Source organism: Psychroflexus tropicus DSM 15496 (assembly GCF_000378765.1).
Taxonomy (GTDB): Bacteria; Bacteroidota; Bacteroidia; order Flavobacteriales; family Flavobacteriaceae; genus Psychroflexus; species Psychroflexus tropicus.
Genome location: NZ_KB905343.1, coordinates 636,901 through 658,566, shown reverse-complemented (window position 1 = coordinate 658,566; position 21,666 = coordinate 636,901). Strand labels below are relative to the sequence as shown.

24 protein-coding genes and 1 pseudogene are annotated in these 21,666 nt (G+C 36.5%); 19 read left to right on the top strand and 6 right to left on the bottom strand.

Annotated elements, in window-relative coordinates:
• Nucleotide 1 precedes the first annotated feature (1 nt).
• The 7 genes and pseudogenes from F598_RS0107905 to F598_RS15610 form a co-directional block, all read left to right on the top strand.
• Nucleotides 2-3,235 carry a helicase-related protein gene (locus F598_RS0107905; protein ID WP_019038501.1) on the top strand — a complete coding sequence of 1,078 codons (3,234 nt, stop codon included), beginning with the start codon at nucleotides 2-4 and terminating at the stop codon, nucleotides 3,233-3,235.
• Nucleotides 3,235-3,888: a DUF4391 domain-containing protein gene (locus tag F598_RS0107900; protein ID WP_019038500.1), complete on the top strand. Its 654-nt coding sequence runs from the start codon at nucleotides 3,235-3,237 to the stop codon at nucleotides 3,886-3,888. Before F598_RS0107905 ends, F598_RS0107900 begins: the two co-directional genes overlap by 1 nt.
• Before the next feature lie 846 nt (nucleotides 3,889-4,734).
• Complete coding sequence (locus tag F598_RS0107895) at nucleotides 4,735-5,358, top strand: caspase family protein (RefSeq protein ID WP_019038499.1); 624 nt, start codon at nucleotides 4,735-4,737, stop codon at nucleotides 5,356-5,358.
• A 382-nt stretch (nucleotides 5,359-5,740) separates the two neighbouring features.
• Nucleotides 5,741-6,379: a DUF6266 family protein gene (locus tag F598_RS0107890; RefSeq protein ID WP_019038498.1), complete on the top strand. Its 639-nt coding sequence runs from the start codon at nucleotides 5,741-5,743 to the stop codon at nucleotides 6,377-6,379.
• 316 nt (nucleotides 6,380-6,695) lie between these two features.
• Entirely contained in the window at nucleotides 6,696-7,058 is a 363-nt protein-coding gene (locus F598_RS0107885; RefSeq protein WP_019038497.1) for a cupin domain-containing protein, read from the top strand.
• 397 nt (nucleotides 7,059-7,455) lie between these two features.
• Entirely contained in the window at nucleotides 7,456-7,695 is a 240-nt protein-coding gene (locus tag F598_RS0107880) for a hypothetical protein (RefSeq protein ID WP_019038496.1), read from the top strand.
• A gap of 271 nt (nucleotides 7,696-7,966) precedes the next feature.
• Nucleotides 7,967-8,205, top strand: a pseudogene (locus F598_RS15610) (tRNA uridine-5-carboxymethylaminomethyl(34) synthesis GTPase MnmE); the annotation flags it as partial.
• Nucleotides 8,206-8,265: 60 nt separating this feature from the next.
• On the opposite strand, the gene F598_RS0107875 reads toward F598_RS15610, so the two are convergent.
• The gene (locus F598_RS0107875) at nucleotides 8,266-8,865 is read right to left on the bottom strand and encodes an MCP four helix bundle domain-containing protein (RefSeq protein ID WP_026302595.1); all 600 of its coding nucleotides are present in this window, start codon (nucleotides 8,863-8,865) and stop codon (nucleotides 8,266-8,268) included.
• Nucleotides 8,866-9,270: 405 nt separating this feature from the next.
• Here F598_RS0107875 and F598_RS0107870 point away from each other — a divergent pair, with 405 nt between their 5' ends.
• Nucleotides 9,271-9,582, top strand: coding sequence for a hypothetical protein (locus F598_RS0107870; protein WP_157594978.1), 312 nt, complete (start codon nucleotides 9,271-9,273; stop codon nucleotides 9,580-9,582).
• Nucleotides 9,583-9,689: 107 nt separating this feature from the next.
• Here the strand turns inward: F598_RS0107870 and F598_RS0107865 are convergent, their stop codons facing one another.
• The 4 genes from F598_RS0107865 to F598_RS0107850 form a co-directional block, all read right to left on the bottom strand.
• Nucleotides 9,690-10,424 (bottom strand): SOS response-associated peptidase, encoded by a 735-nt coding sequence (locus F598_RS0107865; protein ID WP_019038493.1) that lies wholly within the window; start codon nucleotides 10,422-10,424, stop codon nucleotides 9,690-9,692.
• Between the two features lie 75 nt (nucleotides 10,425-10,499).
• Nucleotides 10,500-10,706, bottom strand: coding sequence for a hypothetical protein (locus tag F598_RS0107860; protein WP_019038492.1), 207 nt, complete (start codon nucleotides 10,704-10,706; stop codon nucleotides 10,500-10,502).
• A gap of 160 nt (nucleotides 10,707-10,866) precedes the next feature.
• Nucleotides 10,867-11,208: a hypothetical protein gene (locus tag F598_RS14940; protein ID WP_019038491.1), complete on the bottom strand. Its 342-nt coding sequence runs from the start codon at nucleotides 11,206-11,208 to the stop codon at nucleotides 10,867-10,869.
• 18 nt (nucleotides 11,209-11,226) lie between these two features.
• On the bottom strand, nucleotides 11,227-11,502 hold the full coding sequence (locus F598_RS0107850; protein WP_019038490.1) for a hypothetical protein: 276 nt from the start codon (nucleotides 11,500-11,502) through the stop codon (nucleotides 11,227-11,229).
• A gap of 964 nt (nucleotides 11,503-12,466) precedes the next feature.
• Here F598_RS0107850 and F598_RS0107845 point away from each other — a divergent pair.
• The 11 genes from F598_RS0107845 (at nucleotide 12,467) to F598_RS0107790 (ending at nucleotide 19,081) form a co-directional block, all read left to right on the top strand.
• Nucleotides 12,467-12,832 carry a cupin domain-containing protein gene (locus F598_RS0107845; protein ID WP_019038489.1) on the top strand — a complete coding sequence of 122 codons (366 nt, stop codon included), beginning with the start codon at nucleotides 12,467-12,469 and terminating at the stop codon, nucleotides 12,830-12,832.
• 57 nt (nucleotides 12,833-12,889) lie between these two features.
• Nucleotides 12,890-13,369, top strand: a complete 480-nt coding sequence (locus F598_RS0107840) for a DUF4199 domain-containing protein (RefSeq protein WP_019038488.1) — start codon at nucleotides 12,890-12,892, stop codon at nucleotides 13,367-13,369.
• Between the two features lie 18 nt (nucleotides 13,370-13,387).
• The gene (locus F598_RS0107835; RefSeq protein ID WP_026302593.1) at nucleotides 13,388-13,669 is read left to right on the top strand and encodes a hypothetical protein; all 282 of its coding nucleotides are present in this window, start codon (nucleotides 13,388-13,390) and stop codon (nucleotides 13,667-13,669) included.
• A 342-nt stretch (nucleotides 13,670-14,011) separates the two neighbouring features.
• Nucleotides 14,012-14,641 (top strand): hypothetical protein, encoded by a 630-nt coding sequence (locus F598_RS0107830; protein ID WP_019038486.1) that lies wholly within the window; start codon nucleotides 14,012-14,014, stop codon nucleotides 14,639-14,641.
• A gap of 95 nt (nucleotides 14,642-14,736) precedes the next feature.
• A complete protein-coding gene (locus F598_RS0107825; RefSeq protein WP_019038485.1) occupies nucleotides 14,737-15,237 on the top strand; it encodes a hypothetical protein in 501 nt (166 codons plus the stop codon).
• Between the two features lie 63 nt (nucleotides 15,238-15,300).
• The gene (locus tag F598_RS0107820) at nucleotides 15,301-15,858 is read left to right on the top strand and encodes an outer membrane beta-barrel protein (protein WP_026302592.1); all 558 of its coding nucleotides are present in this window, start codon (nucleotides 15,301-15,303) and stop codon (nucleotides 15,856-15,858) included.
• Nucleotides 15,859-16,070: 212 nt separating this feature from the next.
• Nucleotides 16,071-16,406, top strand: coding sequence for a hypothetical protein (locus tag F598_RS0107815; protein WP_019038483.1), 336 nt, complete (start codon nucleotides 16,071-16,073; stop codon nucleotides 16,404-16,406).
• A 203-nt stretch (nucleotides 16,407-16,609) separates the two neighbouring features.
• On the top strand, nucleotides 16,610-17,158 hold the full coding sequence (locus F598_RS0107805; RefSeq protein WP_019038481.1) for a hypothetical protein: 549 nt from the start codon (nucleotides 16,610-16,612) through the stop codon (nucleotides 17,156-17,158).
• Nucleotides 17,159-17,276: 118 nt separating this feature from the next.
• Nucleotides 17,277-17,729, top strand: a complete 453-nt coding sequence (locus tag F598_RS0107800) for a PH domain-containing protein (protein ID WP_019038480.1) — start codon at nucleotides 17,277-17,279, stop codon at nucleotides 17,727-17,729.
• Between the two features lie 22 nt (nucleotides 17,730-17,751).
• Nucleotides 17,752-17,895: a hypothetical protein gene (locus tag F598_RS15330; RefSeq protein WP_019038479.1), complete on the top strand. Its 144-nt coding sequence runs from the start codon at nucleotides 17,752-17,754 to the stop codon at nucleotides 17,893-17,895.
• A gap of 109 nt (nucleotides 17,896-18,004) precedes the next feature.
• Nucleotides 18,005-19,081: an alkane 1-monooxygenase gene (locus tag F598_RS0107790; protein ID WP_019038478.1), complete on the top strand. Its 1,077-nt coding sequence runs from the start codon at nucleotides 18,005-18,007 to the stop codon at nucleotides 19,079-19,081.
• 146 nt (nucleotides 19,082-19,227) lie between these two features.
• Here F598_RS0107790 and F598_RS0107785 read toward each other — a convergent pair whose 3' ends face one another.
• Entirely contained in the window at nucleotides 19,228-21,648 is a 2,421-nt protein-coding gene (locus F598_RS0107785; protein ID WP_019038477.1) for a S9 family peptidase, read from the bottom strand.
• Between the last annotated feature and the right edge of the window lie 18 nt (nucleotides 21,649-21,666).

Sequence of the window (21,666 nt, the reverse complement as noted above, 5' to 3'; positions counted from 1 at the left end):
TATGAAGCTAATTGACAATGTAAATACACGTTTGGGTGATGACCTAAAGGAGACCATAAGAAAAGGTAGTAAACTCAGTATTGCCGCTTCTACATTCTCTATTTATGCTTTTGAAGCACTCAAAAAAGAATTGGGTAAAATTGATGAACTGCGTTTCATTTTTAGTTCACCCACTTTCATTGAAGAGAAGTTTCAGAAGGAAAGCAGGAAGTTCTACATACCGCACATAGTTAGGGAATCAGAGCTTTGTGGCGGTGAGTTTGAATTGAGATTGATGAATCAGCTCAACCAAAGAGCCATTGCCAAAGAATGCTCAAGGTGGGTAAAGGAAAAAGTCACTTTCAAATCCAACAAGCACAACAATCAGCCCCTCAACGGGATGATTCATGTGAACCAGGACAACGAGAATGCTCAAGCCTATTCTAACGTCAGTGGTTTCACCACTTCCGATTTAGGAATCACACATAAAAAAGGGTTTCCTACACTCATTCAAAAAGCGGAACATCCAGATAGTAAAGCCTACTTAGATTGGTTCAATCAGGTGTGGGAGAATGAAGAAGACCTGAAGGATGTGACCGAGAAAGTGCAGAAATACTTTGAGAGTGCTTACAAGGAGAACAGTCCTGAGTTTATCTACTTCATTACGCTTTACAACATATTCAATGACTTCTTAGACGACTTGTCTTTAGACAATCTACCCAATGAGCAAATTGGCTTTAAAGACACGTTGGTATGGCAGAAGCTCTACAATTTTCAACAGGATGCAGTAATCGGTGCTATCAACAAATTAGAGAAGTACAAGGGCTGCATATTGGCAGATTCTGTAGGTTTAGGTAAAACCTTCTCAGCTTTAGGGGTTATCAAATACTATGAAATGCGGAACAAGGACGTATTGGTACTTTGTCCCAAGAAGTTAGAAGCCAATTGGAATACCTACCGCCACAACGATAAGAACAACATATTAGCCGCTGATAGATTCAGGTATGATGTACTATTCCATACAGATTTAAGCCGTGAACGTGGTATCAGTAATGGACGTGAATTAGCCAATGTGAATTGGGGCAATTACGGTCTCATAGTTATAGATGAATCTCACAATTTCAGAAACAACAATACAGTAGTTGGTAAGGAAAACCGCTATCAAACATTAATGCGGAAAGTGATTCAGGAAGGCATTGAAACTAAAGTGATGATGCTTTCTGCTACCCCTGTAAATAACAGGTTCAACGACTTACGTAACCAATTAGCTTTAGCCTATGAAGGTGATGCGGAGAATATTGACCAAAAGTTAGATACTCAGAGTGGCATAGATCAGATATTTAGAAAAGCCCAGCAAGCGTTCAATATTTGGAGCAGATATGAGACTACAGAGCGCACTACTGAGAAGCTTTTGGACATGCTCGACTTTGACTTCTTTGAGATATTGGATTCGTTAACTATAGCACGTTCCAGAAAGCACATTACTACTTATTACGACACTACAGCCATTGGTAAATTCCCAGAGCGAAACAAGCCCGTATCTATTCAAAGCCCACTTACTGCTTCGGATGATGTTACTTATGTAGATATTGCTGAGAAGCTTACCCTGCTCAATTTATCCGTTTACACGCCATTGAATTACATTCTTCCAAGTAAGGTGCAAGCCTATGCGGATTTATATGACAAAGAAGTACGTTCAGGTTCAGGTAAGCTATCGCAGGTAGATAGAGAATTGAGTTTGCGTATTCTTATGCGAATCAACTTACTCAAGCGTTTAGAGAGTTCTGTGGACTCTTTCCGCCTTACTTTGGAAGGTATTATCGGTCAGATTGAAAACGCCATTAAAACCATTGACAAAGGTGATGCGGATGACTATGAAGGAATCCATAAAATCCTGAGTGACGAGAACTATGACTTTGAATCCAATTGGGCTGATGAAGAGCAAGTAATTGGTAGAAAGATTAAGGTTCACATTGCCGATATGGACACCACAAAATGGCGTGAAGACCTGAATGAAGACCTTGCTGTACTCAATCACCTTTGGAGCAATATCGTTGATATACGGGGTGAAAAAGACACCAAGCTACAGCATCTAATCAGTCTTTTAGACAAGAAGGTAAATGAGCCATTTAATCCAGGAAACAAGAAAGCAATAGTATTCACAGCCTTTGCAGATACAGCCAATTATCTATACGAGAACATTCACAAGCACTTGAAAGAGAAGTATGGCTTGAACACAGCAATTATAACAGGTTCGAGAAGGTTGTGTACTACTAAAAAGATACCAGCAGACCTAAATGCTATTCTTACATGCTTCTCACCCCTATCCAAAGACAAAGCACAGCTATATCCAAGCATTTCAGACTCTATTGATTTGCTAATCGCTACAGATTGTATTTCAGAAGGTCAGAACCTGCAAGACTGTGATTACCTAATCAACTATGATATTCATTGGAACCCTGTGAGAATTATTCAACGCTTCGGGCGGGTAGATAGAATTGGTTCTAAGAACAACAGTATTACCATGGTCAACTTTTGGCCTGATGTTACGCTCGATAATTATATCAACCTAAAGCAGCGTGTTGAGAATAAGATGCTCATTAGCAACATGGCAAGTACAGGTGATGATAATATTCTAAATACTGAAGAAAAGGACTTAGAGTACAGGAAAATACAGCTTCAGAGACTACAAGAAGAAGTAATTGACTTAGAAGATTTGAGAGAAGGTGTGAGCATTACAGACCTTGGATTGAATGATTTTCGAGTGGATTTATCCAACATGATTAAAGAGTACGGTGAATTGAAAAACATTCCAGAAGGGCTTCATGCAGTGGTAAAATCCAGCCCAATACTTCAAAGTGGTGTAATCTTCGTGCTCAAGAATGTGAACTCAAGCGTCAATATCAATAAGCTGAATAGATTACACCCGTACTACTTGGTGTATATGAAAATGAATGGCGAGTTAATCCTGAACCATGTAGAGTCTAAGAAGATATTGGATGCCATGCGCATGCTTGCTAAAGGTAAAACTGCACCAATAGAAGATGTTTGTACTGAATTAGCGGAAGAGACAGATGATTACCACCAAATGGATGAATACTCAAACCTGCTGAAGCAAGGGATTAGCACCATTTTAGAGAAGGAAGAAGAAAAGGAAGTCCTAAGTCTATTCAAGTCAGGTGGCACAACTGCACTTCAGGAGAAAATCAAGGGAATAGAAGACTTCAAGTTGGTATCATTCTTAATTGTCCGCTAATGGATTTCTTCAATCTACCTGTAAGAACAAATGTAGGTCGTGTTGTACCCAAGAATGCATTTGACGAGTACACCAACACCAAGCAGAAGAAGCTATTCACAGACTGTATTCAGCGTATTTCATGGACTCATAAGCTTTCTGCGGATACAGTAAACTTAGATGCTAAGGATATTCAGGAAATACAGGTTTTCAAGATAGAACTCAAGCAAAAATCCGATATCCTTAAAATCCTTGAAATCATTAATAAGTCCATTCCATACCACATTGTATTTTGGGTAGAGCATGAACAGGAAGCTTATATTTCAACTGCTTCAAAACACCCACACCCCACCAATGATGATGTTGCAGTGATTGATTGGACATTTACTTCAGATTGGTTCAATAAGGACGATAACAGCTTTGCATTTAACCTAAAAGGAAGCTTAGACGCTGTATTCAAGGACTTATGTGTTCAACTAACAGGTAAGCCAGAATTAGGTAAACAGTCATTGGATTCAATCTTAAAGAACCAACAAGAAGTAGATCGCTTAAAGAAGGAAATCGGTAAACTCAAATCAGCAATATCCAGAAGCAAGCAGTTCAATGAAAAAGTAGATTTAAACTTAAAGCTGAAATCTGCCCAAAAGCAATTAAAAGCTATCCAAGAAGGTTAACCCCACCCACAGCCATGTGCCTACAGTAGGTGCATTGCATTCGTTCCTCATTTCATTTACCCACTTCCAGCACCGCACAGCCCCAACGCAGGTAAAGCGGTATTCGTCAATCCTTCCATTTAGTTCCACAAAAACATATCTGCAAGGGTAAATGCACTCCCTACGGTCGCCCTTGCATATACCATTCACTACCTTTCAGTTTGCGCTCCAGTAGGTGCTCACTTCAAGTCGTTCATTTGTTTTGTTTCACACATTTCACTCAATCCTCATTCGCAGCTTTTCTACCCCCCCCAAACCCCTTTTAAGGTGTTCGCTAAACTCACAAGTTTTAAATTGGGGGGCTATCGCTGCTTGTTAATTTTGCTCGCCTGCGGGTCGCTGCGGGCTAATCGGGCTGTCATGCTTTTTGCAATTCACCCAATGGCTACAGTCGCTTCATTTCAGTCATTCGTTCCTCATTCCTTCAACTCAGCCACTTTCACCAACATACGCAAGAGTGGCTCATTCATTTCCCTTCATTCCTCAAAACTCGTCATTACGCTCAATTCATTCACCACACTTGCCTTTCCCAACCCCTGAAGCAAAAAATCACGCCAGCCCTGTGTAGTACCTACATAGGCGTAGGTCGCCTTCACCCTAAAGGGATTCAGGCAATTTCCTACACCACCCTTGCTCCGCTCGCAGGCGGCTCGCTGAAACGGCTACGCCTTAGTTTACCTGCGTTTCCCCACCGTAAATAGCAACATTCCGTAATTTTATTTAGTTGATTACCAGTTACTTTGAAATTATTTTTCAAAAAATCGTGCTTTTTCTGATTTTCTACATATTTATAATAAACACGATATTATGATTGATTACAAAAAACTTGATGTAGAGTACGACCAGATAGTGATTCTTGATTTGCTTTCTGATGATGAACGTACCAATTGGAAAATAACAGAAGAACTAAATTCAGTTCTAACAACAGAAGGATTCTCAACCCGAATACTAAACTTGTCTACAAAACAGGAACTTCTCGATGCTATAAACCAACTTACTATTGAATCACACTCAGGAAAGAGATATATGCTTCATTTTGTTGGTCATGGTAATAGTGATTGTATTGGGTTTAAGCATACAGGTGAACTCATTCCATGGTCTGCCATAGAAGAGCCTTTAAGACACCTAAACAAAGCCTCTAATGGTTCTGTCGTTCTAAACATGACTACCTGCAAAGGTTTAAACGTCATTAATGCAGTAGATCAATTAAAAGGTGAATTTCCATTCTTCGGAATCATAGGATATTCAGAAAACTTAGGTGTCAAACCAGGTATAAATGCCAATAAGATATTCTACTTATCAATGGCAAATGGCATGCAGATTCAAGAAGCAATTGAGAAAGTAAAGAAAGACACAGGTGATGAGAAATTCCACTGTATCACCGCACAGGGTTATGCTGCAATTAAAAATAAAATAGAGCAGCAAAAATAGGTGTGCTCGCACATGGCTTACCCGCCTTTGGATTATCAAGGTCAAGCCCTTCGGGTTTTGAAAAAAATCTCCACCCTTTGGGTAGTATTTTTATCAAAAACCTTGACAACCCAGCCCCGCACACCAAAAAGAACGCTTTCTCTTTTCTTTTTTTCCCTTTTTTCTTTTCTCTTTTAAAAATGAATTATGTCAGGAAGAGTGACAAATTCTACTACTGTATGCCACAATTTAACTTACTGATATGCAAAGAGAAGCACCCTGATGCAACCACCTCAAGAATAACAACCTTGCACAGTTCTTGAAGTATTTTAGATGACATAGGGCGAATCCATGGCAAGTCCGTGTCAAGTCCAAATAATCGTTAACCTCAAAAACTTAAACAATGGGTAAAATTTCACAAGGTGTCTTAGGCGGTTTCTCAGGAAAGGTGGGAAATATCGTAGGTGGAACATGGAAAGGTATTGATTACATGAGAATCAAGCCTGCCAATGTCTCTAATCCAAGAACTGCAGGTCAGGTGGATCAGCGTTCTAAATTCACAATAACTCTCAGGTTTCTTCAAACAATGACTGACTTCTTGAGAGTAGGATTCAAGTTGTATGCTAACAAAATGACGCAGTTCAATGCGGCTATGTCGTACAACCTGAACAATGCAATCACAGGTACATATCCAAACTTCTCGGTTGACTATGCCAATGCATTAGTAAGCCGTGGTGGACTAACAGAAGCCTTAAATGGTGCTGTAAGTTCTTCAGGTGGTTTGGTTGAGTTCACTTGGGATGACAACAGTGGTAGTGGAAGTGCACAAGCAACAGACAAAGCTCTATTGGTTGTTTACAATGCTACTAAAGACCAGGCAATCTATGATACTGCAGGAGCAGCACGAAGTGCTACTTCTCAGAACTTAGCAATGCCAAATGACTTCATTGGAGACGATGTAGAAGCCTTTATCGGTTTCATTAGTGATGATGGTAAGGAAGTCTCTGATAGTATTTATATCGGCTCTGTAACAGTTGCTTAATAGCGATTGCGTTTTCTTAGAAAACCGCTTCCTTTGTGGGGCGGTTTTTTTATGCCCTGACATTACATTTTTCCTTTCTTTAGCCCTTGATTAGCTGAAAATCAACAGATTTTGTTGCTTATTTGTATCTGCAAGCACTTAACTATCTGATAATCAGCGCTACTTCATATATTGTATCGGAAAATAAAAAAGGGGCTTTATAACTATTTGAAAAGAGAATTTTTCAACCTAAACGCTTATCAGTTTTGTATCGAGATCACATCAATACGCATTAAATTTTAATTCTATTTCAAAACTTTAAAACCATTTGAATACTATGCCTAAACCATCCAAAGTAAAACCAGCCTACATAAAAAAGAACGAATGGTTCGATGAAGAAAAGACACCCAACGCTGTATTTTCTGGTGGAGATTACGGGGTTAACTGCGTTATAGTTCGATCCACAATAGATGAAGTTGATCAAGGTCCGGGTTTACACGTTCATCCCTATGATGAGATTGTACACATTATAAAAGGTGCTGCAGAATTTACAATTGGTGAAAATACAATGATAGCCGAGGAAGGTAGCATTATAGTAGGACCGGCGAACCTACCACATAGCTTTAAGAATAAAGGTCCTGGTCCTTTGGAAATCATTGATATTCATCTCTCAGACGAATGGATTCAGTACGATTTATAATTAATTCAGTCTTCTTTTCTTCGACTTATCTTCATTTTTGATTATGAAAAAACCATTGTATTCGATTTTAACTACGGCTAGATTTTATTTCTATAGTCTATAGTATTTGTATTTTACATCAATATTTTTTGCTCTAATGAATCTTTTGTATTAATAATCAATCCTCAACAATGATGATCTCCATAAAGTAGTAAGGTATTCAATTCACCACGGAAATGGCTGCTCTGCTTTCCTTTAGAATTATCTACAGATGGTTCTTTATTAAAGCGCAAATTTCTTTATTCCAATAGGAATGAGTATTAATTAAGCAATTTAAATTTTAGAATAGGTTCTGCGCTTTCTACACACTTACGTTAGATCACAACTATGGTTTAGTCTCTGGTCATTAAAATTTTAAATGGCTTTGGACCAAGCAGAAACCATTCCTTTGGGAACTTTTATGTCCTGGTTTGGCATGATTGCCCTTCCCCCATCGATTTACTGGGGCGTCAAAGAATTTCGACAACCAACTCGTAAAGTAACCAAGTATTTATCTGTATTACTTAAAGTTATTCTGATTTTGGGGATTCTTTGGGTTCCTATTTCATATGTTCTTGCCGGAAACCTCTCGATCTCATTTTCGGAAAAAAACCTTTAGAGGAGGACAGGATGCAATGATTTGGTTTTGGCACTTAAGTTATGATATTGCCATTGGCGCAATTCTAAGTCTTGTCGTTTATTGGTTTTCATTGTTACTTAGTTGCAGAAAAATATAAAGAAGAATATCATTCTATCATTTTGCTCGACTTACTTTGATATTAAATATGCTTTTAATTCAGATTAAATCGCAAAAATGACCAAATGCTATAAGAATTAAAGCTTGAAGTTAATATTCTGTGATTTCAATGGTTAATCAACTCATGAGTTATGTTGATGATGGCGCTTTAAGCAACAACGACAGTATTGTTACCAACTAAATACATTATAATGCCCTATTGGCCTCAGAAGAAATCAATAAGGTACAGGAAGGCATGAACCAAAGCCTTAGTACATATTTATTGGCCATCGATATCCGCCAGGCTTTGTATCACTTTGAGAAATCACAGGTGAAGTGACTAATGATAAATTACTGGGTAATATTTTCGTGAATTTCTGTAACAGTAAGTAAAACCTTAACAAGTTTTGCCAGAAATAAATTCTTGTCCAGGTGATTAGCCTTTCGAATAAATCATGACTTATGTTTTGGTTTATACATCACAATAATTTGTATTAAAATCGCTAAAAATATGAGAATAAATATTTCGATTTGAGTAAAAAGTTCTACCGTATTAAGCGCATGCTTACTAATAGACATTTGTCGACTTCCTTCCCTGAGCTGAATTTTAGACAATTCATCGAGGTTGGTCTTTACTTGCTCGATCCGCGAAAGTATTATAGAATTATCGGTTTCGTTGGAAGTCTTAGATTTACTGTTGTAGTCTATCAACTTCTCAACATTCATTTTCAAATCTTCAAAAATGCTCGCCTCTTCAATGGTTAATTTTGTTTCTTCAAACCTGGAAACCAACGATTCTAACTTAGTATCAAATTTTGAATTATCATTTTCAATCGATGTGGAGCTTGTTTCTATTATGTTTAGTTCTTTTTCCTGAACTGTCTTTAACATTTCAAAAATAAGATCATTGGCGACTAACCTATCCTCATAAATGGTCACTACAGAGTCCTTAACACGTATAAAATTATGCCTATCGATGAGATTAGTGGTAATAATTAATCCAAAAATCATAAGGATTCCAAGAATCCATTTAACCTTATCGAGGAAAGCCATAATTGAAAATTTATATTTATTTAAAGATACTAAATCCAGAGTGAGAGCGAAAGTTAAATCTTTTTCAAATTGAAAATGATTTAACCTTTTAGACACACTTCAAGATAGAATTCAGTCTAAATTTAAAGGGTTGTTACGCATGAAAATGAAATTTAAGGCCTTAAAACTACTGGTTGCTTTCCTAATTTTACCTTCGATTACCTCGTGTTGTGATGAAACTACTTTTTTAATTAGTATTAATGACTTAGAATCAAGAGTTTTGGTTTCTCAGGGTTCAGTATAATAGAGTATGACGGACAATCTACAATTCAAAAGGAAGACTTTATTATTGGAGTTGAAATCATAACAGAAGAAAATATTGCTTCAAATGAGGTAAACCATAGAAAAAACGAACGTCCTGAATTTGTGCAAGCTGCCGTAGTTCCCTGTGAAGATCAAGTGTTTATCGATACCAATAAAATAGAAACCATAAAAGTTGAGCTTATTGATATTGATAATAATAATGAACGAATTGATGTCACTAATCAAATTGTTATTGTAGACTCACAACAATCTATTTCTGAAATATTATCAGAATCCAATGGCAGGCTTAGTGACTTCCAGATTGAATTTTCTGACCTTTCAGGTATACCTAACCATATAATTTATGAAATCGAGGCAGTCCTTGACGATGAAAGCAAAATTAACACCAGGGGTGGAATTGTAAAATTTAATTAAACTCCATATAAGTTTGCAGCTCAAAATCGTTGGATTATCCTTTTTTTTCCTACAATTTGGCAACGACTCTTACAAAGATCAAAATACTTACACCCTTTAATCTTTACTCATAATTCTGGTAGCTCCTCATACTCTACCCTATCCAAAATACCATCTACGTTTGAGTTGACTTTCGGACTAAATAAATCACTACTGACTGGATAATACTTCAGTTGATTCTCATCGAAGTGGGTTTGGAGTAGTGTTTTAATCTGGCTTTCATTCAGATCATCTTTTAGCCATTCACTAACTTGTTCCTCATCTAAAATAAGAGGCTGGCGGTTCTTTTTATTGTGGATTCTGGCGAATAAGGGTGAGGCTTCCTGAGTCAGAATGGCAAAGGTGACTTTATTCTCTATGCGGGTATAAATCCCCGCTAGGGATAGAGAATTATTGTCTTTAGACTTAAACACAAAGGGGTATTTGCTGCCCTCATGATCGTGAGGCTCGAAAAACGCAGACACTGGGATGATACAGCGTTTGGTATAAATGGATTGTTTGTAAAGAAAATGATCAAAGGCTTTTTCAGCTCTGGCATTAATACCTCCACCAAACTTCGCCGCTTCTTTGTAATAGTCCTTTAGCTCTCCTACTTTTTTGTTTTCTGGCGCTATGCCCCAGGTAGCTGCTGCCAAAACGCTGGGTTTCTCTTGAGGGATGATCAACATCTGCGCGTGGGTAAAGCCTATGATGTGATAACTAGGCTGATTGAAGAGTTCTCGCGAACTTTCATCACTTAGTTTTACATTATATTGCTCTTCAAACTGTTCTACCTTTTGGATTTGGGAGGTATGGGCGCACATGTATTAGAAATTAAATGTAGATGTCACAAGTATTGAAGTGTTTGCACTTGCACTTGTACTTTGGACAAGTCTTAATTAATCGTCTTTATTTCGGCTCATAACCCAAATCGCAATCCCTGCAGCGGTAATTAAGCCGCCTAAAAATAGAGCGATATTTCCATCACGCTGTACTTTTTTAGCTTTACTCAGTTGTTTGGAACCCACGCCATGTTCTGCAATGAAATCCTCTACTCCTTTAATTCTTCCTTCCAATTCTTCTTTAATCTTCGTGTTAAACTCCATGATTTTAATGTTATAATTATTAAACCTCAAAATAAGAGGATCATTCCAAAGCTACTCACGATTTTGAGGTTTTAGGAAAGCTTTGTGATACTTTTTGTACTTTAATAGATTTAGCCTTATCGAAGCCATTTCGGTTTCACAGTTTACACTTGTGGTATATTTATCTTTGACGCTTAGTTTCAATTGGTTTTTTATAGCAGGCGATCACTCTGTAGATTCCATCTTCATATCTGGCAATGCACACCTCTTCATTATCGATAACTTCTTTATTGGTCACACAATGAATTCTACCTGTTTTTCTTGTAAAATTCCAATGGTCTGAAACTCTATAGCTTCCTTCTGGCTTAAAGCACCAGTCGATCTGATCACTCGAGTAAAACGAATCGCTGTAAGGTGATTTGGTAATGACATACCAATTTTTCATCATTTCTTTGATTTCATCAGGAATGTAGAAATCTTCTAAATCGTCATGGTTGAGATAAATTTCTTTTTTAAATAGCAAGGCAATTCTAGGTTAAGCTTATTTTTTTCCTCTCATATCTAATGATCTTCTATTGTGCTTTAGCAGTAACTCCTTATCCACTTTGTATTTTTTAAGTAAACCAATCAAATGGCTAAATTGCTCTTCAGTTAAATGTTTATAAGCAGGAGCTGGTATAACATCTTTCCATTTGGCAGATAAGGTATTGTCCAGGGCAATACGCCAGTAGCAGTGATTTTGAAAGTCTAAATGCTTGTACATTTGTGCCAATTCATTGCCTAAATCGAAATACATTTCTTTATAGTCTAGATTCATGACCTACCACATTATTCTAAACAGTTTATAGACTAAAATTAATTTAATGATTATAACAACTGGCCTAAACAAATGATGTTATTTTCAAAATTTGAGCCTGAACAGGTCAACTACTCCTCAAAGCGGAGAAAACTTGTGTCATTTTATAAGTCAGGTAGAATCCTATACAAGAAAAATAGGTCTGTTAAAGTCAGACCGAAATAGCCTAAGGCTAGGCATCCAAAATCAATTAATTGTTCCTTTTTTAAAAAGAAGTGACCTAGATTAATAAAATTTACTGGAGATATGTTTGAAGGAAGCTATATCAATACGTTTTTGATTTCTGAAATCACAACTGAGTGGTAATTTTAACCGTAACTACATTATGACCTCATTAATAGTTCTATTTAAGCTTTTTCATATACTATCCTGGACGAAAAAACGTTTGTACTTAACCTCTCTTCACTTCATATATTAAAATTTCCTGTAAAATTAAAGGTTTATAAACAGTTACTTTGTTTCCTATTTCAAAAATGACCAACAACTCAAGTAACGGATTCTTTAGAATCAAAATTGGTAAAAAGTTAAATGAGATAAAATCGATAACTTGGAGCTAATTAAAATAAAGCAAAGTTTTTTAGCAGATATTACAGTTTTGTAGCGCTATAAAAAAACAAAATAAGGCTATCTTTGTATTGTGCTTAGTCAAATAAGAAATAACGTATTTACAAAACTGTCTCGTCCTAAAATAGCGATACAAAAAACAACAGCGTAGAACTTGAAGCAAGTGGGAATGTGAAATTCCAGGTCCAATCCATTACCAAAGAAAAGCTTATCCTCAGTTTAAATTTAGGAGAAGACGCCCCTCCTGGCATGTCCAACTTGGAATTACACTTAAAGCCCTAAATTTTTTTTTCTCTACATCACTACTGCTTAAGTTTTACCTGTTTTAATATGGATAGTTAACACCAAAACAACTCAAATCATGGCTATTAAAACCATTAACTTGAAAGAAAAATTAGATTGTTTTTCTGAAGCCTGGTCTCCCAAGATTATTGGGGAACTTAATAATCAACAGGTTAAGATTGCAAAATTTAAAGGAGAATTTATTCATCATCAGCACGAGGAAGAAGATGAATTATTTCTGGTGATTGAAGGTGAAATTAAAATTGAACTCAAAGACAAAACCCTGGATCTAAAGGCTGGCGAGATGGTTATTATTCCCAAAGGCACAACCCATAAACCTATTGGTATAGGTGAAGCCAAAGTACTGATGTTCGAGCCTAAGACTACCTTGAATACAGGGAACAAACAACACGATTTCACTAAAACAGATCTGGATAAATTATAATCCGGTTTTCGCTTAATATTTCTTAATAACTTATTAAATTAGATTTAAACTATTAAGATGAAATTGAAAGTCGAAATTAAATGGGCGCTTATATTCATCCTTTCACTGCTGTTATGGATGCTACTGGAAAGGCTGCTAGGTCTGCATGATGAATATATAGATCTCCATCAGTACATCACCATGCTCTATGCGATTGTAGCAATTGTCATCTACGTGTTAGCACTTAAAGACAAACGAAAAAGCGCCTATTCTGAAAGTGCAAGCTACTCACAACTGTTCAAATCTGGTCTTATCATAACGCTTATCATTACGGCATTTAGCCCGTTATCTCAGTATATCATTTCTGAAGTCATCACCCCAGACTATTTTACAAATATCATCACTCACTCTGTAGAAAGTGGGTATTACGAAAGTGTGGAACAAGCAAAAGCGGAATTTAATCTGGAAAACTACATCCTTACAAGTACCATCTGGGCGTTTGTGATGGGTCTTGCGACCACTGCTATAGTTTCCATATTTCTCAAGAATAAAAAATAACCAAATTAGCATCAGCTCATGATCTTAAAACGTCACTCCTATTTTTTGATTATCCCCATCCTGTTATTAATTCCTTTTATAGCGATGCAGCTAAGTGATGAAGTCCACTGGACGCTTTTAGATTTTATCGTAATGGGGGCATTATTATTGATTTTGGGATTAACTATTGAATTTATTTTAAGACGCTTTAAGAGTTTAAAGAAACGCTTAGTCTTTCTTTTAGGTGTTGGTTTTATGTTTTTTCTGATTTGGGCAGAACTGGCAGTTGGACTATTTGGGTCTCCATTTGCTGGGCATTAAGCTATTGAAAAAATCCTATTTTCTGAAAGGCCCTAAGTTCGCATTTTGAAATATTCAGACATACCGATTCTAATACTTTGTTTCTAACCAATTTTGTTGAATAATTCAATAGAGTAAAATTCAGCAGTCCAAGTGGTGCAAAAGCACTCCTATCATTTTAAAATCATTAGTAAAATCAGAGAAATTAATAAAATATCTGATTTTTAAGCTTTTATATTTCATCAGCTTAAATCCGCATTTCAGACACTTAAAGCTCGTTAATTTTTTTAGAAAAAAGGTTTTTTAAACTTTTAAAAGTTAAAAATATTAACGTTATTTGTCGCCTAATTTAACTAACTATTGATGAAAATAATTAAGTGCGTTCTGCTATGTATAGCAGTCTGCAGCCTTACAAATTGTGCCTCGAGTTACAAAACTATTGATCCTGAATCCGTTAACTATAATTCCAGAGAAACGACATCAAATGAGGTTAAACTGGAATACAAATATGAACGCTTAAGGAAGAAATACGCTAAAAAAAGTGATAAGAAAGGCGTCAAAATGGTGGCCTTAAAAATTACCAACAATTCTGGAAGTCCACTTACTTTTGGAAAGGACCTGCTGTTGGTCTATGACAATGGAAACCCAATTCCAGTCATGGATAACCAAAGTGTCTATAACGTGCTTAAACAAAGCCCGGCAACTTATTTATTATACCTTTTGCTTACGCCTTTAAACTTTTACACCTACGAAACCAATTCCAATGGAGTCGAAGAAACCTCGAGCTCCTTCCCTATTGGTTTAATATTAGGACCAGGCATCACACTCACCAACATGGTTGTGGCCTCTTCAGCTAATAAACAGTTTAAAACTGAATTGGAAACCTATGATTTATTCAATACAGTGATTCCTGATGGTGAAACTGTATATGGACTTATTGGGATCAGAACTTACACCTACGAATCTTTAAATTTGAAAGTGAACATACCTTGATTTCAAATAAATAAAACTATATAAAGCCTTATAGTCTGAATAAGCTGAATAAAGACTTAAAATAAGAAGTAAGCACAAACATTTAAATTATCTCTATGAAAAACAAATTTACACTAATCGCCTTATCTGGAATTATTTTACTAGCATCAAGCTGTGCCAGTATTGTAAGTAAAAGTAGTTACCCTATTTCAATAAATAGTGGGCCTTCTGAAGCCAGACTTGTGATTACAGACAAAAAGGGAATCGATATTTTTGAAGGACAAACCCCTGCGACCATTGTTTTAGATGCCAGTGCTGGTTTTTTTTCAAAAGCAAGTTATCAGGCGACTTTTGAGAAGGAGGGTTACCAGACCAAAACTGTACCTATCGAGTTTAAACTAGATGGCTGGTATATTGGTAACATTGTCTTTGGGGGCTTAATTGGTTGGTTGATTGTAGATCCTGCTACAGGTGCGATGTTCAAGCTAAAAACAGAGTTCCTTAACGAAACACTAGTTAAGAATTCGACATCTTCTGTAGATAAAGAATTAAAAGTATATGCTCTAAATGAGATTCCAGAAGAATGGAAAGAAAATTTAGAGTTGATTTCTGAATAAATTATTTTTTTAAATCTTGAAGCCGCCATCCCTATGGCGGCTTTTCAATATCTACTAGCTTCTATGAAATTTACTTTATCCACCCTGTTCATCCTTGTCTTGAGTTCAAACTGCCAGGCTCAATTTGTAAAAGAGAAATACATTCAAGCTTCCATAGGTTTAGGTATTACTATCACTAACAATACAGAAGACGTTAGAGGGCAAGGCTTTTATATGGAAGGTGAGTATGTTCTAAAAACCTCAAGTTGGTTCGAACTAAGGCCTTATGCCGGTTTTATTTACACAGATACTTACGAAGATGAGCTAACCCCTGCCCAATCTGGATTTGAAATCAAGTCTTCTGCTTTTTTTACTGGCGGAAAGGCAAGACTTATTGCTCCAATTCCCTGGCTGGCCCCTTACCTCGAATTTGGTATCGGATTATCTGCTGGGACTTTTGAAAATAGGACCTTTGCCTACGACTTTAAGAAAACAGGGGTTTACTACCACATTCCTTTCTCTATTGGAGTTCTTCTAGGTCCAGAACGAAACCTGGATGTAGCCTTTAAATATTTATACCATCCAGACATCAGTCAGACGTTTGGAGCTGCCGCTATTGGAGTCTCAATTCCGATTGATTAATTAGTTCTATCGGATAACATTATCAAGCCTTATGTCTAGTGTTCAAACTCTGCACTACACGATAAAGTTTTGATGCACGGCAATATCACAGAATACCCAATTTTGAAGGACTATCTAACAATAAGCCAAAAACTTAACGGTTCAAGTAAGAATTTCATTAGTTTTAAGGGTTCAACCATCTTTGTTATGAAATCATTATTTTTATTTTCACTTTGATCCTTATTGCGTCCTGTTCTACCAATAGAAAAAACACTGTCTATTTTCACGATGGTACTCCAAGAGAGTGCTGGCGCTCCAATCATAAAAAAGGTTACAGGAGAATTGTAGATGATAAATTTTTATCGATCAACGAAAATGACACCCTATTGATCAACGAAATTCGATTTGAATGTACCAACACAGCATTTAAGCTTTCAGAAGCCATGTATAATACTTACGGTAAGTGGGACAAAATGATCTTTTTAGACTATCAGACTCCCCTTTTGGTATGGAACGACCTGAGGCTTTTCGATAGAGACACAACCCGATATACAGTGGTCACCAATTGAGTTGAAGACTACGGGATCACGTATGGGTCTGGTATGGTTTTCTTCCAAGGTGAAGATGTTTTGGGCGATCCCAATCTTAACCAAAAAGTGAAACTTCACTTTTCGAAGTTAATGAAATATGTTGCATTTAAACGAAATGATGAATTTTACCGGGTCTACTGGAAGCAACGCAATCCTGATTTAAAATTTTAGCCCTACTCATTATGAAACACTTCTACTTCCTGTTTTTAGCTTTCATAGCATTGGCCTGTCATACAACTCGCCAATCTTTTTCAGAACAAGCGAACCGTTCAAGATTTAATAATATATCAGAATCCATATATGTATCAATTGTTGACAAGGATACCTTAAGGTTTACAGAAATTCATTTTGAAAATAAATACGCCTCATTTAAGACCGCCGAAGCTATGTATATCAATCGTGGCATATGGGATGAAGTTATTCGGACTTCAAAAAAAGAACTTCCTATGCTGGTTTGGAAAGACGTGAAACTATTCTCTACAGATTCGATACCTTATAACATCATAACCTATGGAGATAAGTCAAAGCGGATGTTTAAAGCTTCTATGATGGTGTTGAATACCAAAGGTCAGGATCTACTAACAAAAAAGAATCAGAAGTTTAAGGATCGAATCATCAATTGGATGGGGGAAAAAATCAATTCAATTGAAGAAGGAGACTTTTATTGGAAATACATGGAAACAGTAGATCCAGACTATAAACCCATCAAATTTCAAGTTATTGAAAACTAACTTTTTTTAAACAGGATTAATTATTCATAAGCCTAAAAGTTACTCACACTAATAAATAAATTCAAATTAATTTTTATATTTTCAAGCGTTAGCTTTTAAATCCCTTTTAAATCAAATCATGACATTCAAAAGTAGAATAGATCCATATCATTTTGCACTGCTTTTACTTATACTTGTTTTATATAATACTATTCCAGTATATAGCCTTATGAAAAGCGAAATCGATACGATGGAGTATATTCAATTTATCCCATTTTTTGCTTTTAGTATATTGATAATTATAGGTTCTAAACAAACGAATTACAAGGTTAAAAATGGCATTCTAATCGTTAAAGGATTATTTATAAACGAGACCATACCTATTCACAGAATTCACAGTATTTCTAAAGAAACAAAACTGCTCCCAAATTTCAAATCTTCAGCGGCAAGGAGTGGTCTTCTGCTTAAATATCAAACTTCCTATAGCGTTTTCATCACACCTTCACAGCAGAATGCTTTTATTAAACAGCTTTTGGATGTGAACAAACATATTGACTTAATAAATAGTCAAGAACTTCAAACCAATCTATAACATCAAAAATCCAACCTTAACTATGAAAAAAATCATCCTGATTATTGTCATTATTGCAGTGACTTCTTTTTCGGACTACTTAGAATCTAATCCACTTTCAGACCCAACTCCTTCAGAAAATGAAGAACCTAAAGCTCATCTCAAAGACATCAAAAAAAATGAATGATCCTACTTATAGTATGAAGTGACTTGGCAACTTATAATCAATTTTAAGAATGGTAAATATTGAGGTTTATTTAATTTTAAAAACTCTCTAAAATTATCTAAATTTAGACATGCAATTCAATGATTTAAAGTATCTCACTGCTTATTTAATACCACTTTGTGCAATTCTAGGTATTATTTACCCTAAGCAGTTCAGTTATCTTGCTCCTATCGTCACCTTTGGTATCATACCACTGGTAGAACTCTTTACTCCTCAATATCTTTATAATCTATCTAAAGAGGATAAGGCAAACAAAGCTATTCATCCCTTTTTCAATTGGTTGCTGTATCTGAATTTACCACTCATTTATTTGATTCTAGGAATGGCTTTAGTCAATATAGAAGTTTATTCGCTTACCAATATTCAAATTGCTGGTATCGTGATAAGCGTTGGAATTGTGTTGGGTAGTAATGGAATTAATGTGGCTCATGAGTTAGGGCATAGAGAGGATAAGTTGAGCCAGTGGTTTGCTAAACTCTTACTCCTTCCCTCTCACTACACGCATTTTACGGTGGAACATAATTTTGGTCATCATGCTAAAGTATCCACTCCAGAAGATCCGGCAACGGCCAAACTAAACCAAACTGTATTTGGGTTTTGGATGACTTCTTCAACCAGACAGTATGTAAATGCCTGGAGACTTCAACGACAACTTTTGGAGTCAAAAAATCAAAAATTTTGGTCATTGCACAACGCAATGCTTATTAACTCTGTACTCCAGATTAGTTATGTCATACTACTCTTTATCCTATTCTCTACTTCAACGGCATTTGTTGCGCTTTCAATGGGTGTTATAGGCTTTCTACTGCTCGAGAGCATCAATTATATTGAACATTATGGTTTATTGAGAGAACAGCGAAAAAGCGGTCGTTATTATCCTGTCAAGGAAATTCACTCCTGGAATTCGAATCACCTCTTAGGGAGAATCCTGCTTTATGAATTGACCAGACACAGCGATCACCACTACAGAGCCAGTAAAAAGTATCAGCTTTTAGATTATTATTCTACGAGTCCTGAGTTGCCCTATGGCTATCCTACCAGTATTCTCATAGCCCTTATCCCTCCATTATGGTTTAAAATCATGAATCCCAGAGTGCCAAAACCAATGAGAGAACTTGCACTTACGACTCCAAAAAAGGCAGCCTAATTTAATCATTATTATATCTAAAAGGAGTTGTAGAAAAATTACACCTCAACCTCATTATTCTATATTGTTGAGTCATATAAGCTCCTAACTTCATTAAAAAAACCAGAAGCCATTGCTTCTGGTTTTTGAATTAAAATTTATCAATATTACTCAACCTCTCTGTTTTTGACGTATTTCTCCAACCACTCATCCTGCTCCCAAAGCATATGCATGATGCTTTCTTTGGCAGCATAGCCATGACTTTCCTTAGGTAACATAACTAATCGTGCTGGAGCTCCAAGTCCTTTTAAGGCATTGAAATACCTTTCGCTTTGCATAGGATAGGTTCCCGAATTATTATCGGCCTGACCGTGAATCAATAAGAGTGGAGTTTTCATTTTTTCTGCATTCATAAAGGGAGACATGGTATTGTAAACTTCTGGCGCTTCCCAGTAATTTCGCTCTTCAGACTGAAACCCAAAAGGAGTCAAGGTTCTGTTATAAGCTCCACTTCTGGCTATTCCCGCTGCAAATAAATCAGAATGGGACAATAAGTTAGCTGTCATAAAAGCACCATAACTATGTCCACCTACAGCCACTCTGTTTCTATCGATATACCCAAGCTCGTCTACAGCATCTATGGCCGCTTTGGCATTAGCCACCAGCTGTTCTTTAAACGTATCATTAGGCTGCTCCTCTCCTTCTCCAATAATTGGAAAAGCAGCATCGTCAAGTACTACATAACCACGGTTCACCCAGTAAATTGGTGATCCGTAATAAGGATATGTAAATTCTTTGCTGCTGGAAGTAACCTGAGAAGCGCTACTCTTATCTTTGTACTCACGAGGATAGGCCCACATTAACATAGGCATTTTCTTCTTCTCATCCATATCGTATCCGACCGGTAAATATAATGTAGCAGATAGCTCCAGACCATCATCACGCTTATAGGTAATGACTTCTTTATGCACATTTTGAAGGGCTTTAAAGGGATTTTCAAAATTAGAGATCTGCTCCAATTTTCCAGTTTTGTAATTTCTATAGTAATAGTTAGGGAACTCATTACTACTTTCTAGTCTTGTCATAATTAGACCTTTCTTGCTATCGATCATATTGACAAAAGACTCTAAATACTCAGATTCTTCCACCTTAAACAATCGTTTTGTTTTATTGGATTTTAAGTCGTACTCATCTACAAAAGGAAATTTACCATCTGCTGAGTATCCCTGTCCCATGAGCGTAAGCTTACCCCTTCTGATTTCCAGAACAGATTCATTAAAATCATTTTTGGTAGTCACAAAACTACCAGGATCGGCATAGGTATCCTGATAATTTCTTTCACTAAAGACTACCGGCTTCTTATTAGGCTTTGAAGGATTAATAAAACTTGATTTTACAGTTCTTGTATTCCACCAGTATTCGGTAAGTAAAGCTGTAGATTCATCTCCCCAGGTGATCCCGGAATAGCGTAATTCTGTTTTAGCCAAAAATTCTTTTTCTCCTTTAAAAGGAGCCTTCAGTTGAAAAACTTCATCTCTGAATTCTACGTCTTTATTAGCATCGCCTTCATCCAATGCTTCTGCCCAAACCAGGGTAGCAGGATGATCATTTCTCCAGGAAATACTCCTACGGCCTGTTCGTGTAGACATAAAGCCTTTAGGTTGTTCTTCGATGAGTGGAACATCAGCAACAGTATATACAGGATCACCATCTGCACTAAACACTCTGTAAGTCGTAGGGAATCTTCCGTAAGTGACTATATACGAAAAAGGCTTATTCAATTCGGAGATCATGATATAATTACCATCAGGTGAAAATGACAAACTATTGTACATGCCTTTTTCTTTCCAAACCTTCATTTGACCATTAAGATCTACTTTTTGAATAATTGAGTTTGCTAAAACCTCAAAGTTGAACTCATCATTACTGTTTTTTAATAAATCCTGATAGGTTCTGTTTTGAGCTTCAACGCCAGCTTCATTGACCGATACAGTAGGACCTGTCGGAACTTTGTTATCCGTATCGATAAGCTCTGGTCTATCTTCTGGCAGGGTTTTAACAAGAATACCAGACTCATCTGGAATCCAGGTAAAGGTCGTTCCCATATTTCCGCTCACGACAGCTGGTGTAAGTTGTTTTGCAGATCTGTTATTATAATCTACAATCCATAATTGGTTTCCTGTTTTAGTGGTATGCGTAAAGGCAATATAATTGTAGTCTGGAGACCAGCTAATGTTAGATATTTTAGGATTTTGAGGGAGGTTTTGAATACTTAGTTCTTCCTTGTTTTGAGGATCAAACAGTCTAAGACTAGTATAAAATCGAGTTCTGCTGTTAATGTTAGTTTTTGGATTAATCCTTAGACCTGCGAGTCTCAACTCATCTTCTGATAAGTCTTCAATACTTTTATACTGATTCCTATAAATCAATACAGCCTTTGTCCCGTCGGGATTGATGCTCATAGAGGGTGGCATAGGAACATCAGCTAACTCCATAATATCTTCATGGGGTTGTTGGTAATCTAAGTCTAGCTGACTGAATCCCAGCATAGGAATACAGCATAAAATCAGTAATACTATTTTTTTCATAAGTGTTTTTTTTTGTGT

What these genes read in the sequence shown, in the direction of transcription:
- F598_RS0107825 (WP_019038485.1), top strand. Translation starts at nt 14,737, where the DNA reads ATGAAAAACAAATTTACACTAATCGCCTTATCTGGAATTATTTTACTA.
- F598_RS0107785 (WP_019038477.1), bottom strand. Translation starts at nt 21,648, where the DNA reads ATGAAAAAAATAGTATTACTGATTTTATGCTGTATTCCTATGCTGGGA.
- F598_RS0107885 (WP_019038497.1), top strand. Translation starts at nt 6,696, where the DNA reads ATGCCTAAACCATCCAAAGTAAAACCAGCCTACATAAAAAAGAACGAA.
- F598_RS0107875 (WP_026302595.1), bottom strand. Translation starts at nt 8,865, where the DNA reads ATGGCTTTCCTCGATAAGGTTAAATGGATTCTTGGAATCCTTATGATT.
- F598_RS0107805 (WP_019038481.1), top strand. Translation starts at nt 16,610, where the DNA reads ATGAAACACTTCTACTTCCTGTTTTTAGCTTTCATAGCATTGGCCTGT.
- F598_RS0107900 (WP_019038500.1), top strand. Translation starts at nt 3,235, where the DNA reads ATGGATTTCTTCAATCTACCTGTAAGAACAAATGTAGGTCGTGTTGTA.
- F598_RS0107820 (WP_026302592.1), top strand. Translation starts at nt 15,301, where the DNA reads ATGAAATTTACTTTATCCACCCTGTTCATCCTTGTCTTGAGTTCAAAC.
- F598_RS0107895 (WP_019038499.1), top strand. Translation starts at nt 4,735, where the DNA reads ATGATTGATTACAAAAAACTTGATGTAGAGTACGACCAGATAGTGATT.
- F598_RS0107905 (WP_019038501.1), top strand. Translation starts at nt 2, where the DNA reads ATGAAGCTAATTGACAATGTAAATACACGTTTGGGTGATGACCTAAAG.
- F598_RS0107830 (WP_019038486.1), top strand. Translation starts at nt 14,012, where the DNA reads ATGAAAATAATTAAGTGCGTTCTGCTATGTATAGCAGTCTGCAGCCTT.
- F598_RS0107800 (WP_019038480.1), top strand. Translation starts at nt 17,277, where the DNA reads ATGACATTCAAAAGTAGAATAGATCCATATCATTTTGCACTGCTTTTA.
- F598_RS0107835 (WP_026302593.1), top strand. Translation starts at nt 13,388, where the DNA reads ATGATCTTAAAACGTCACTCCTATTTTTTGATTATCCCCATCCTGTTA.
- F598_RS0107840 (WP_019038488.1), top strand. Translation starts at nt 12,890, where the DNA reads ATGAAATTGAAAGTCGAAATTAAATGGGCGCTTATATTCATCCTTTCA.
- F598_RS0107850 (WP_019038490.1), bottom strand. Translation starts at nt 11,502, where the DNA reads ATGAATCTAGACTATAAAGAAATGTATTTCGATTTAGGCAATGAATTG.
- F598_RS0107880 (WP_019038496.1), top strand. Translation starts at nt 7,456, where the DNA reads ATGGCTTTGGACCAAGCAGAAACCATTCCTTTGGGAACTTTTATGTCC.
- F598_RS0107865 (WP_019038493.1), bottom strand. Translation starts at nt 10,424, where the DNA reads ATGTGCGCCCATACCTCCCAAATCCAAAAGGTAGAACAGTTTGAAGAG.
- F598_RS0107845 (WP_019038489.1), top strand. Translation starts at nt 12,467, where the DNA reads ATGGCTATTAAAACCATTAACTTGAAAGAAAAATTAGATTGTTTTTCT.
- F598_RS0107890 (WP_019038498.1), top strand. Translation starts at nt 5,741, where the DNA reads ATGGGTAAAATTTCACAAGGTGTCTTAGGCGGTTTCTCAGGAAAGGTG.
- F598_RS0107860 (WP_019038492.1), bottom strand. Translation starts at nt 10,706, where the DNA reads ATGGAGTTTAACACGAAGATTAAAGAAGAATTGGAAGGAAGAATTAAA.
- F598_RS15330 (WP_019038479.1), top strand. Translation starts at nt 17,752, where the DNA reads ATGAAAAAAATCATCCTGATTATTGTCATTATTGCAGTGACTTCTTTT.
- F598_RS0107790 (WP_019038478.1), top strand. Translation starts at nt 18,005, where the DNA reads ATGCAATTCAATGATTTAAAGTATCTCACTGCTTATTTAATACCACTT.